Source organism: Pseudoduganella sp. OTU4001, from assembly GCF_038440195.1.
Classification (GTDB): Bacteria; Pseudomonadota; Gammaproteobacteria; order Burkholderiales; family Burkholderiaceae_D; genus Rugamonas.
Window position 1 is genome coordinate 54,736 of record NZ_JASATG010000019.1, and the last position, 12,680, is coordinate 67,415.

9 protein-coding genes are annotated in these 12,680 nt (G+C 61.7%); 2 read left to right on the top strand and 7 right to left on the bottom strand.

Annotated elements, in window-relative coordinates:
- Window positions 1-91: 91 nt before the first annotated feature.
- From AAHE99_RS17415 to AAHE99_RS17430, 4 genes are read right to left on the bottom strand one after another with little or no spacing between them, the layout of a single operon-like run.
- Window positions 92-3,229: an efflux RND transporter permease subunit gene (locus AAHE99_RS17415; protein ID WP_342118624.1), complete on the bottom strand. Its 3,138-nt coding sequence runs from the start codon at window positions 3,227-3,229 to the stop codon at window positions 92-94.
- Window positions 3,226-4,410: an efflux RND transporter periplasmic adaptor subunit gene (locus tag AAHE99_RS17420; RefSeq protein ID WP_342118625.1), complete on the bottom strand. Its 1,185-nt coding sequence runs from the start codon at window positions 4,408-4,410 to the stop codon at window positions 3,226-3,228. Before AAHE99_RS17420 ends, AAHE99_RS17415 begins: the two co-directional genes overlap by 4 nt.
- Before the next feature lie 9 nt (window positions 4,411-4,419).
- A complete protein-coding gene (locus AAHE99_RS17425) occupies window positions 4,420-5,790 on the bottom strand; it encodes an ATP-binding protein (protein ID WP_342118626.1) in 1,371 nt (456 codons plus the stop codon).
- Window positions 5,790-6,512 carry a response regulator gene (locus tag AAHE99_RS17430; RefSeq protein WP_342118627.1) on the bottom strand — a complete coding sequence of 241 codons (723 nt, stop codon included), beginning with the start codon at window positions 6,510-6,512 and terminating at the stop codon, window positions 5,790-5,792. Before AAHE99_RS17430 ends, AAHE99_RS17425 begins: the two co-directional genes overlap by 1 nt.
- A gap of 188 nt (window positions 6,513-6,700) precedes the next feature.
- Here AAHE99_RS17430 and AAHE99_RS17435 point away from each other — a divergent pair, with 188 nt between their 5' ends.
- Window positions 6,701-7,150, top strand: coding sequence for a Spy/CpxP family protein refolding chaperone (locus tag AAHE99_RS17435; protein WP_342118628.1), 450 nt, complete (start codon window positions 6,701-6,703; stop codon window positions 7,148-7,150).
- Window positions 7,151-7,401: 251 nt separating this feature from the next.
- Here the strand turns inward: AAHE99_RS17435 and dsbD are convergent, their stop codons facing one another.
- On the bottom strand, window positions 7,402-9,315 hold the full coding sequence (dsbD, locus tag AAHE99_RS17440) for a protein-disulfide reductase DsbD (protein ID WP_342118651.1): 1,914 nt from the start codon (window positions 9,313-9,315) through the stop codon (window positions 7,402-7,404).
- A gap of 101 nt (window positions 9,316-9,416) precedes the next feature.
- Here dsbD and AAHE99_RS17445 point away from each other — a divergent pair, with 101 nt between their 5' ends.
- A complete protein-coding gene (locus AAHE99_RS17445; protein ID WP_342118629.1) occupies window positions 9,417-11,045 on the top strand; it encodes a M20/M25/M40 family metallo-hydrolase in 1,629 nt (542 codons plus the stop codon).
- Between the two features lie 50 nt (window positions 11,046-11,095).
- Here AAHE99_RS17445 and rplQ read toward each other — a convergent pair whose 3' ends face one another.
- Together rplQ and AAHE99_RS17455 are read right to left on the bottom strand one after the other, a co-directional pair.
- Window positions 11,096-11,491 carry a 50S ribosomal protein L17 gene (gene rplQ / locus AAHE99_RS17450; RefSeq protein ID WP_342118630.1) on the bottom strand — a complete coding sequence of 132 codons (396 nt, stop codon included), beginning with the start codon at window positions 11,489-11,491 and terminating at the stop codon, window positions 11,096-11,098.
- A 121-nt stretch (window positions 11,492-11,612) separates the two neighbouring features.
- Window positions 11,613-12,590 (bottom strand): DNA-directed RNA polymerase subunit alpha, encoded by a 978-nt coding sequence (locus AAHE99_RS17455; protein WP_028101643.1) that lies wholly within the window; start codon window positions 12,588-12,590, stop codon window positions 11,613-11,615.
- Between the last annotated feature and the right edge of the window lie 90 nt (window positions 12,591-12,680).

The window sequence follows — 12,680 nt, forward strand, 5'->3', positions numbered from 1 at the left end:
AATGGCTTTTTACTGAAGATACTGGGGTGGCAGCTTACCGACTTTCGCCCTTGACGGATGTTACAGCTTGTAAGCGCCGCCCCGCATCTTATCAGTGTTTGGCGGCCTTGAACGCCCTGAGTTCAACTGGTTGCACTGCATCTGTTGCAGTTTCGTCAACCATGTCCTCGTCCTTCATCGGGCCGGTGCCGGAGTATTTGTCCAGGAACAGGTAGATCACCGGCGTGATGTACAGGGTAATCACCTGCGAGAAGATCAGGCCACCGATCACGGCCAGACCCAGCGGCTGGCGCAGCTCGGCGCCCGCGCCCAGGCCCAAGGCAATCGGCAGCGCGCCCATCAGGGCCGCCAGCGTGGTCATCATGATCGGGCGGAAGCGCAGGATACACGCCTCGCGGATCGCATCCATCGGCGCCTTGCCCTCCTCGCGCTGGGCTACCAGGGCGAAGTCGATCATCATGATCGCGTTCTTCTTCACGATACCGATCAGCATCAGGATACCGATGATGGCGATCATGGTCAGGTCCATCTTGAAGATCCACAGGGTCAGCAGCGCGCCCACGGCCGCAGACGGCAGGCCGGCCAGGATGGTCAGCGGGTGGATATAGCTCTCGTACAGCACGCCCAGCAGCACGTAAATCACGCCCAGTGCCGCCACGATCAGGATCAGCTGGCTGCTCTGGGAGTCCTGGAACACCGCCGCATCGCCGCCGTAGCTGGTGATGATGGAAGCTGGCAGGCCCATCTGCATGCCCATCTTCTCGATCTTGGCGGTGGCATTGCCCAGCGGGACGTCCGGCGCCAGGTTGAAGGAAATGGTGATCGCCTGCAGCTGGCCCTGGTGGTTGACCGAGGTCGGGCCCACGGTGCGCTCCACGCTGGCAAAGCTGGACAGCTGCACCAGCTGGCCGGCGCTGTTACGCACCGACAGCTTGGTCAGCGAATCGTCGAACTGGCGGTCTTCGGTGGCCGCTTCCAGGATCACGAAATAGCTGGCGGCCGAAGAGTAGATGGTCGATACCTGGCGCTCGCCGAAAGCCAGGTACAGCGCAGTGCGCACATCGGACAGCTTCACGCCCAGCATGTTCGCCTTGTCGCGGTCGATCTTCAGCGAAGCCTGCAAGCCCTTGTTCTGCGAATCGCTGGTCACGTCGCGGAAGTCGGTATCCGCGCGCATCGCTTCCTGGAACTTGGAAGCCCAGTCGTTGAGCGCATCCGGGCTCACCGACTGCAAGGTGTACTGGTAGCGGCTCTTGGATGGACGGCCACCCAGCTGCAGGTTCTGCACCGGGCTCAGGTAGACCTGGATGCCGGCGATCTTCTTGGTTTCCTTGCGCAGGCTGTCGAGCACTTTGGACATCTTCTCGCGCTCGCCGCGTGGCTTCAGCACCATGAACATGCGGCCGGTGTTGCCGCCGCCAGTGAACGAGGTCAGGTCCTTTACGGCGGGGTTGGCCTGGATCACGGCCGCGACTTTCTCCTGCAGCTCCAGCATGGCGGAAGTGGAAATGTCTTCCGACGCTTCGGTGTTGACGCGGATCTGGCCCAGGTCTTCCTCAGGGAAGAAGCCTTTCGGAATCGCGATGTACAGCCAGGCCGTCAGTGCGAAGGTGCCGATCGCGATGGCCAGCACCACGAAGCGGTGGTGCAGCGCCAGGTCCAGCGTGCGCGCATAGCCGTTGCGCACGGCATTGAAGCCGCGCTCGAAGTGGCGGCCGATAAAGCTGTCGTCGCCCGAAGTTTCGTGCGAGTCGGCAGGCATGAAGCGCGAGGCCAGCATCGGCACCAGGGTCAGCGACACGATCGCCGACACCAGCACGGACAGGCCCACCACTACGGCGAATTCATGGAACATCAGGCCCATCACGCCAGGCATGAAGAAGATCGGAATAAATACCGCCACCAGCGAGACCGAAATCGAGACGATGGTGAAGCCCATTTCCTTCGAGCCGACCAGCGCAGCCTGCAGCGGCTTCTTGCCCATCTCGATATGGCGCACGATGTTTTCCAGCACCACGATCGCATCGTCCACCACCAGCCCCACCGCCAGCGTGATACCGAGCAGGGACACGTTGTCCAGGCTGTAGCCCAGGGCGTACAGCAGCGACAGCGCGCCGAGCAGCGAGATCGGCATGGTGATGGCCGGGATGAAGGTGGCTGCCAGGCGGCGCAGGAACAGGAAGATCACCAGCACCACCAGCACCACGGTCAGCGCCAGGGTCAGGTTGACGTCGTGGATCGCTTCGCGGATCGATACCGAGCGGTCGTTGACCAGGTTGATCGACACCGAATCCGGCAGCTGGGCGCGGAAGCGCGGCAGCAGCTTACGTACGCCATCCACCACCTGCACGGTATTGGCGTCCGGCTGGCGTTGCACCAGCAGCACAATGGCGCGTTCGCCGTTGTAGCTGCCGGCCGCCTTGATCGACTGGAAGCTGTCTTCCACCGTCGCCACTTCTTTCAGGCGCACCGGCTGGCCGTTGCGGGTGGCAATGATCAGGTCGGCGAAATCGGCGGCGCGCATCAGCTGCGCGCTGCCCTGGATGGTCAGGGTCTGGCTCGGGCCGTCGATGGTGCCGAGCGGGGTGTTGGCGTTGGCGGCGCGGATCGCTGCTTGCAGCTCGTCCATCGTCAGGTTGCGCGAATTCAGCAGGTCCGGCTTGGCGCGCACGCGCACCGCGAAACGCTTCTGGCCGTTGACCGAGACCTGGGCCACGCCAGGCAGGGTGGACAGGTTGGGCGCCACCAGGTTTTCCGCGTAGTCGTTCAGTTCGGACAGGCTGAGCGATGGCGAAGTCATGGTCATGAACAGCACCGGCGCATCGGCCGGGTTGACCTTGCGATAGGACGGCAGGTCCGTCATCTCCTGCGGCAGCGAACGCTGGGCGCGCAGCAGCGCGGCCTGCACATCGACCGCCGCTTCATTGACGTTGATCGACGGGTCGAATTCCAGCGTCAGCGAAGTATTGCCGAGCGAGCTGGTGGAGGTGATCATCGACAGGCCGCCGATGGTCGAGAATTGCTTCTCCAGCGGCAGCGCGACGGAGGAAGCCATGGTCTCCGGCGAAGCACCCGGCAAGTCGGCGCTGACGTTGATGACAGGGGTGTTATAGCTCGGCAGTGCCGCCACGGGGATATGGGCGTACGCCAGGATACCCGCGAGAATCAGGCTCAGCGAGAGCAGCACCACCATGACGGGGCGCCGGATACTCAGCTCGGAAAGGTTCATTCTTGCTTACCCTTCTTGTTGCCCTTGCCGTTCTGCGCGACAGCCGGTTCGGCGATACGGATCTTGCCACCCGGACGCAGGTTTTGTTTGCCTTCGACGATGATTTTTTCGTCGCCATTCAGGCCGGTCACCGCCGCCATCGCGCCGAAAGCGTGGACGCGCTTGACGTTGCTCATCTTGGCGGTCTGGTCTTCAGCCACGGTGTACACGAAAGTACCCTTGGTATTGGTAATAATAGCGTTCTGAGGTACAACGAGCGCGTCTTTCAGCGTGTTGACTGTCAGCTTGGTGTTGACGTACTGGCCTGGCCACAGTCGGGTGTCGGCATTGTCGAACTGGGCCTTGACGCGGATCACGCCGGCCACCGGGTCGACGGTGTTGTCGACAAAGCTGAGCTGGCCGTTGATCGGCTTGTCCGAATTGTTCTGGAAGGCTTGCACCGGCACCTTGCCGGCGCGCTGCGCGTCGAGCAGGGCTGCCAGGCTGGACTCCGGCACGGTGAACGACACATTGATCGGGTTCAGCTGGGTTACCGTGGTCAGCGAAGTGCTGAGCTGGACCAGGCTGCCCGGGTAGACGTTGATGGCGCCCACGCGGCCGGTCAGCGGCGCGCGGATCTGGGTGAAACTCTGGTCGACCTTGCTGGCGCGGGCGGCAGCGATATCGGCTTCCAGCACGGCGCGGCTGGATTCCACCTGGCTCTTCAGGGTATCGACAGCGCTCTGGGCCAGGAAGTTCTGCGCACGCAGTTCCTGGGCGCGTTTGTACTGGCGCTCCAGGTCGGCCAGGGTGGCGCGGTCTTTCGCCACCTGCGCGTCGGCCTTCTCGACATTGGCGGCTTCGGTGCGGGCGTCGAGCGAGAACATCAGCTCGCCCTGCTTCACGAACTGGCCTTCCTTTACGTGCACCTTGACGATGGTGCTGGTGGTTTGCGGATGCAGGTCCACAGTGGAGATCGGGCTCACGGTGCCATTGGCTGCCAGCACCACCGGCACGTCCTGGCGCAGCGGGGCCACCACGTTGACCGTGGTCGGGCCTTGCTCGCCCTTGCCTTTGCCACCGCCACCGCCGCCCTGCGCTTGCGCCGTGCCCTGCTCCGCAGGACCTTTGTTCGCATACCAGGCGCCGCCGCCGATTGCTACGGCCAGGCCCACCACTACTGCCAGAGTTTTCTTCTTCATTTGGGGTAACTACTTTCCTGCATAAAATTCAGGGAACACGAGGGTGGCTTCCAGGCCACCGTTCGCATGGTTCGCCAGGCTCAGGCTGGCGCCGTGCTGTTCAGCGATATTGCGTGCAATCGTCAGGCCGAGGCCGGTGCCGCCGGAGGAGCGGTTGCGCGAGGTCTCCAGGCGGTAAAACGGTTCGAACACTTGCGCCAGCTGGCCGGGCGGGATGCCGGGGCCTTCGTCGCGGATGCGCACGCGCGAGGAACCAGCCAGGCGCTCCACCGTCACGTGGGCGCGGTGGCCATACTTGACGGCGTTGTCGATCAGGTTGACCAGGCAGCGGCGGATATCCAGCGGGCGGCCCATCATGTCCATGGCGGCGCGGCCCTTGAGCTCAACTTCCTGGCCGGCGTCGGCGGCATCAGCGCACACGCTGTCCAGCAGCGCGTCGAGATCCACGCGCTGCATGGCCTCGGTAGTGTCCATGCTGCGCGCCAGATCCAGGCCTTCTTTCACCATCTGCTGCATGGCAGACAGGTCTTCCAGCAGCTTACCCTGCAATTCAGGGTCTTGCACTTTCTCCAGGCGCAGGCGCATGCGGGTCAGCGGGGTTTGCAGGTCGTGCGTGATGGCGGCCAGCATTTCCGTACGCTGGGCGATGTGCTGGCGGATGCGCGCCTGCATGGCGTTGAAGGCGGCCGAGGCGGTGCGGATCTCGGTCGCGCCGCTCAGCTTGATCGGTGCATGGTTGATGTCGTTGCCCAGGTTCTTGGCGGCGTCGGCCAGCTTTTTCAGCGGGCCCATGGTCATGCGCGCCACCAGGTAGGCCAGGATGGCAATGCTGAGCAGGAATGGGACAAAGGTTGCGTATTCATTGTGGCCGGTCGGCGCAGGCTGGCGCGGCGGCAGGATGGACAGCTTCAGGTGCTGTCCGTCGGGCATGGTGACCACCAGCGATTCGCAGGTGCCGCGCCAGACGCCGGTGCCGGCGCCGAACAGCGGGAAGGCGGAGTACACCTGGGTTGGCCGTTCGCAGGCTTCCGGGCGCTCAACCAGCGATTGCAGCTTGTAATCCTTGCCGAGGCGGTTGGCCAGGGTGGCGCCGAATTCGCTGAGCTCGCTCGCTACGGCTGGCAGGCGGTTGGCCACTTCCAGCTTGATGGCGCCCATGCTGGCGACTTTCAGGTATTGGATGCGCGATTCGGGCAGCACCACGTCGGCGGTGGAAATGATTTGTTCGGAGCGCTCCAGGGCGTGGAAATCGCGGTAGCGCTGCAGGGTGCGCTGGCGTTCGTTGATCGCCAGGTACTGCGTCAGGGCGGCGGAAGCGATGATGCCGAGCATCAGGACCAGGAATACGCGGCCGGTCATGCCCTGGAAGAAGGCTTTCATCAGTCCGGCTCCACGGCAACCGTGCCGGCCAGGACATAGCCGCCATTACGTACCGTTTTGATAATTTGCGGCAGGCGGGCGTCTTCGCCCAGCTTTTGGCGCAGGCGGCTGATCTGGATGTCGATCGAGCGGTCGAACGGGTCGGCATCGCGGCCCTGGGTCAGGTTCAGCAGTTGATCCCGGTTCAGCACGCGGTTGGGATGCTCCAGGAAAACTTTGAGCAAGCGGAATTCGGCACCGGACAGCATGATGACGGTACCTTCCGGATTGACCAGGTGGCGCGCCGTCAGGTCCAGCACCCAGTTCGAGAATCGGATGCGGCTTGCCTTTTCGACACCAGCAGCGGCGGCATTTGTGCTGCGGCGCAGCACGCTACGGATGCGGGCCAGCAGCTCGCGCGGTTCGAACGGTTTCGGCAGGTAGTCGTCGGCGCCCATCTCCAGGCCAAGGATGCGGTCCAGCGGTTCGCTGCGGGCGGTCAGCATGATCACCGGCAGGTTCGAATGGGCGCGCAGTTTGCGGCACAGGGTCAGGCCATCCTCGCCCGGCAGGTTGAGATCCAGGACGATCAGGTCGGGTTTGGCATTGTCGAGCAGTTTCCACATGGCAGCGCCGTCGGCTGCGCCATGGGTGCGGTAGCCGTTGGTCTCCAGATAGTCCTGCAGGAGGGTTCGGATATCGCGGTCGTCGTCGACGATAAGAATGCTAGATGTGGGCTCCATGCCGTAATTATCCTTAGTTCCGAGGGTGAACTCCAATGACCGATTGTATCGTCTTGTATATCCTGGAAACGAAACACTCAGATACAAATTACGGCCTTGGCGACACTTCCCCGAAACAGGGCGCTGCAATGATATTTCCATGTGCAGTGCGAGTGCACATTTTCATAGATTTATTTCTGAAGGGATTAATGATGAAAACCTTGCATAAAGCATTCGTAATTGGCGCAACCCTGATTAGTTTTGCCGCCGCTGCTGGCGAAGGCCAGCCGCACCAATATACGGCGACCAAGTTCGATCCGGCCAAAATGCAGGAGCGAATGGAGCATCGTGCCCAGCGCATGCACGATGCTTTAAAAATTACTCCGGCCCAGGAAGGCGCCTGGCAGGCCTATTTAGCTGCGCTCAAATCGAATATGCCGCAACGCGGCCAATTCGACCGGGCAGCTTTTAAAGAAATGCCGGCCCCGGAGCGGATGGAGAAACGGATTGAAATGGCGAAGAGCCATATTATCCGGATGGAGAATAATCTGGCGGCGACTAAAACCTTTTACGCGCAGTTGACGCCTGAACAGCAAAAGCTGTTTGATGAGAAAGCTGGACGCTTCGGCCATCGCCGCATGATGCGTCACCACCATTAATTTCCCCTGCCCCAAAAGCCGAGATGGTTCACTCCATCCCGGCTTTTTTTCGTCCGTTGATTGCTGGATCGAGCTAGACCTTGGCATGATCTAGCCAAACCTGAGCTTAATGCTACGCGCCAGCCCGCATTCTGCCGTGGCGGGACGTAGCCTGGGTGTGCGCCGGCACGACGCGGCGGCACAGCCGGCGTCGGGAGCGGGAACGGAGAGGGCAAAAAGAAAGGGCGCCTTGCGGCGCCCTTGGGAGGGATTTAGTTCAGCTTCTCAAGCGAGCGGAGGAATTTCTCGGTGTTCTGGAATCCAATTACCCGCGAATCCGGAATTTCCTGGCCTGCGGCATTAAACATGATAATGCCCGGCGGGCCGAATAAATTAAATCGCTGCAGCATGGCTTTATCGGCATCGTCATTTGCCGTCACATCCACCTGAAGCAAAATGGTATTGACCAGTTTCTGCTGAACCGCTGGATCGACAAATGTCAGCTTTTCCATTTCCTTGCACGATACGCACCAATCGGCATAGAAATCCAGCATGACAGTTTTACCGCCGGTTTGCGCCAATACCGCATCGAGTTGCCCGACGGTTTTAATGCGGGTGAATTGCAAATGGCGGTCGGCGCGGCCGGCCAGTTTTTCGATCGGATGCAGCGGATCGGCACTGCCGGTCGCCAGCCCAGCGATTTGAATAATTCCCAATGTTGCAAACAGGACTGCAATCAATTTAGGAACCCATTTGCCCTTCTCGTGGGTCAGCAGATAAAACGCATATCCAACGCCGAGGATTGCCCAGCCAATCATTTGCACTCGGCCCGGCAATACCGGGGACACCAGCCACCAGGCCATCGCCAGCATCAGTACACCAAAGAAGCGTTTTACGGCTTGCATCCAAATGCCTGCGCGCGGCAGCAAGGCGCCGGCGGACACGCCGACCAGCAGCAGTGGGATGCTCATGCCGACCGCCATCGAGAACAGCGCGCTGCCGCCGACTACGACGTCGCGGGTCTGGCTGATGTAGACCAGGGCGCCGGCCAGCGGGGCGGCAACGCAGGGGCCGACGATCAGGGCGGAGATCGCGCCCATGGCGAACACGCCGGCCAGTTTGCCGCCGGATTGGCGGTTCGAGGCGCTCGCCAGGCGGGACTGCATGGCGGCGGGAACTTGCAATTCAAACACGCCAAACATGGAGAGGGACATGCCGGCCATCAGCAAACCAAAGGCGCCGAGCACCCAGGGATTTTGCAGTGCAGCAGAGAGCCCTTGGCCGATCAGGCCGGCTGCCACGCCCAGCGCGGTGTAGACAATTGCCATGCCGAGCGAGTAGCTGACGGACAGGATGAAGCCGCGCGAGCGGTTGCCAGCGGCGCCGTCGCCCACGATGATCGAGGACAGGATTGGCACCATCGGCAGCACGCAGGGCGTGAAGGACAGGCCCAGGCCGAGCAGGATAAACAGCGGCGCGATCACCAGCAGGCTGCCGCCTTTCAGGGCGGACTCGATGCGGCCCATTTCGCTGTCCGAGCCAGCTGCGCCGGCGGCACCCGCAAGGCCCGCCCCCGCCGTGCCCGGAGCGGCCGCGCCAGGAGCACCGGCCGCGTCGACGCCCGCCGCGCCAACGCCAACACCCGCGCCCTCTGGGCCCGGCTGCCCCGGCTGACTTTGCGCACCAGCCGCCCCGCCCTGCCCCGCACCCAGCGCGAGCAGGCCGCCACTGGCAGGCGTACTTCCGCCGCCCACCACCATCAAGCGCGCCGACGACTCCATCGGCGAATAACACAGTCCTTTATCCGAGCACCCCTGGCTGGTCACCTTCAAAGTAAAAGGCCCCGGCGCCTGAACAGGAATCAGCACCGTCACCTGGTGACGATACGTCTCCACATTCTTGGCAAAAGTCTCATCATATTTGACCTTGCCCGGCGGGATTTGCGGTTCGCCCAAAGTAGCGCCATCTGCCACGAACTTGAAGCGTTCGCGGTACATATAGTAGCCATCCGCGATATCGAAGGTCACCGCGACCGCCTTCCCGTCCACCACCTTGGCGGAGAACTTGAAGGCGACCTGCGGATCAAGGAATTCCTCATCCGCCCGCGCCGCGCCGGCAAACAGGAAAACAAAGAGCGAAAGCGCAGCTAACAGCCACGCGCGGAAGGGGGACGCAAAACGGAACATAGGGTCAAATTTGGTGAATCTTGCAGACGGCCAAATAGTACACCGGACGATGCTTTTCTGCCGGGAATATGCGAGACTGGGCGGTCTATTTCTGGGAGACAATGATGTCAAATAAGATCGTGGCGCTGGCCATGGCGGGCATGTTTGCCCTGCCGGCACTGGCAGCCGACAAAGCCCCAAAAGCAATCAGTGAAAAGGGCCTGCTGGACAGCATCAAAGTGCTGGCTTCCGACGAGTTCGAGGGCCGCGCGCCCGGCTCGCGGGGAGAAGAAAAAACCGTCGCCTGGCTGACCGCGCAATTCAAGGCGCTGGGCCTGAAACCGGGTAATCCAGATGGCAGCTGGGTGCAGAAAGTGCCGATGCGCAGCCAGACCCCGACGCCGCGCTTCAGCTGGAGCGTGGGGGGCAAGACCGTCAAGCTGAACTTCCCCGACGATTTCGTGGCCTCCTCCACAGGACCGGAGACCTCAGTGCGCATCAAGGATTCGGAGATTGTCTTTGTCGGCTATGGCGCGGTGGCGCCGGAGTACGGCTGGGACGACTTCAAGGGCGTCGACGTGCGTGGCAAGACCATCATCATGCTGATCAACGATCCGGCGGTGCCGGACCCGCGCGATCCATCGAAACTTGATCCGTCCCTGTTTAAGGGCGAGGAGATGACTTACTACGGCCGCTGGACGTACAAGTACGAAATCGCCGCCAAGATGGGGGCGGCGGCGGCCATCATCGTGCATGAGACCAAGCCGGCGGCCTACCCCTACGCCGTGGTGCGCCAGGGCGGCGTGGGCGAGCAGTTCACGCTGGCCAATGGCGGCAAGGAAACGCCGGAAATCCCGGGCTGGATCCATGAGGACAAGGCGCGCGAAATGTTCGCGGCTGCCGGCCTCGATTTCGCGCAGCTGAAGCAGGCGGCGCTGAAGAAGGACTTCAAGCCGGTCAGCCTGAAAGGCGTGGCGAACTGGGAGATCGATAACGAGCGCCGCTTCCTCGATTCGCACAATGTGGTGGCGATGCTGCCGGGCTCCGATCCGAAGCTGAAGGATGAATACGTGATCTATTCGGCGCACTGGGACCACCTGGGCAAGCACGGCGACAAGATCTTCTATGGCGCGCTGGATAACGCGTCCGGAACCGCGGCACTGCTGGAGCTGGCCAAGGAGTACAAGGCGCTGCCGAAGGCGCCTAAGCGCTCTGTGTTGTTCATCGCCACCACCGCCGAAGAGCGCGGCCTGCTGGGTGCGAAGTATTACGCCCACAAGCCGCTGTATCCGATTGAGCGCACGCTGGCCGACATCAATATCGATGGTGTGAATGCGTGGGGACGGACGGCGCAGATTGAGCATGTGACGTCCGGCCACTCCTCGCTGGACGGCCTGCTGGTCAAGTATGCCGCAGCGCAGGGCCGCAAGGTGGTACCGAATTCGCGTCCCGAAACCGGGACCTTCTACCGCGCCGACCAGCTGGAGTTCGCGCGCGTGGGCGTGCCGGTGCTGTACACCAAGGCGCGTTCAAATTACGTCGGCAAACCGGACAGCTACGCCCGCGAAGTGGTCGACCGCTACACCGCTCACGACTACCACCAGCCGACCGACATGGTGCGCAGCGACTGGGACTTCAGCGGCGGCGTGCAGGACATCCAGCTGCTATTCCAGGTCGGCCTGGACGTTGCGAACGGCAAGCAATGGCCGAAGTGGAACGAAAGCTCCGAGTTCCGCGCACTGCGCCCCTAAGCGAAAAAAAAGCCGGGCAATGCCCGGCTTTTTAATGAACCTGTCTGAGATTACTCAGCGGTTGGTGCCTCTTCAGCGGAGGTGACTTCTGGACGGTCCACCAGCTCGATGAAAGCCATTGGAGCGTTGTCGCCATGACGGAAACCCATCTTCAGGATACGCAGGTAGCCGCCGTTGCGGTTGGCGTAGCGTGGGCCCAGTTCAGCGAACAGCTTCAGAACCATCTCGCGGTCGCGCAGACGGGAGAAAGCCAGACGCTTGTTGGCCAGGGTGTCGGTCTTGCCCAGGGTCAGGATCGGTTCCACAACGCGACGCAGTTCCTTTGCCTTTGGCAGGGTGGTCTTGATCGCTTCGTGACGCAGCAGCGAAACAGTCATGTTGCGCAGCATTGCCAGACGGTGGGACGAGGTACGGTTCAGTTTACGGAGGCCGTGACGGTGACGCATGGTACTTCCTTTCAATAATGTTTAAATCCGAGATCTTCGATCGCCAGAGCTAAGCAATGGCGCGGTCCGGTTATCAAGTTAAAAACGCCCGGCGCAAGATGCGCCAGGCGGGTACAGCAAATTACTTCTCCAGACCAGCCGGCGGCCAGTTCTCGAGTTTCATGCCCAAGGTCAGGCCGCGCGATGCCAGCACTTCCTTGATTTCGTTCAGCGACTTGCGGCCCAGGTTCGGGGTCTTCAGCAGCTCGTTTTCGGTGCGCTGGATCAGGTCGCCGATGTAGTAGATGTTTTCTGCTTTCAGGCAGTTGGCCGAACGCACGGTCAGTTCCAGGTCGTCCACTGGACGCAGCAGGATCGGATCGACCATTGGAGCGCGGGATGGCGCTTCAGCGGTGGTCTCGGTGCCTTCCAGGGCAGCGAACACGTTCAGCTGGTCGACCAGCACGCGGGCCGATTGACGGATCGCTTCTTCCGGGGTGATCACGCCATTGGTTTCAATGTTGATGATCAGCTTGTCCAGGTCGGTACGCTGTTCCACACGTGCCGATTCGACAGCGTAGGAAACACGGCGCACTGGCGAGAACGAGGCGTCCAGGATGATGCGGCCGATGGTCTTGTTGGCGTCTTCCGACAGGCGACGCACGTTGCCAGGAACGTAGCCGCGGCCTTTTTCGACCTTGATCTGCATGTCCAGCTTGCCGCCAGCGGTCAGGTTGGCGATCACGTGATCAGGATTGATCAGTTCGACGTCGTGTGGCAGGTCGATATCCGACGCCATCACTGGGCCTTCGCCTTCCTTCTTCAGGGTCAGGGTCACGGAGTCACGGTTGTGCACCTTGAACACGACACCTTTCAGGTTCAGCAGCAGGTCAACCACGTCTTCCTGCACGCCGTCCAGCGAGGAGTACTCGTGAACGACACCGGCGATGGTGACTTCGGTCGGCGCGTAGCCGGTCATCGAAGACAGCAGCACGCGGCGCAGCGCGTTGCCCAGAGTGTGGCCGTAGCCGCGCTCGAATGGCTCCATCACGACTTTGGCGTGACCGTGGCCCAGGGCTTCAACATCGATAATACGTGGTTTCAACAAGCTATTTTGCATGTAAATGTCCTTTTCATTACCCTCGGCTCGTTACACCGATAAGGCTGATGGCATTAAATGGAAAAGGCGGGACCGAGTCCCGCCTTGGTA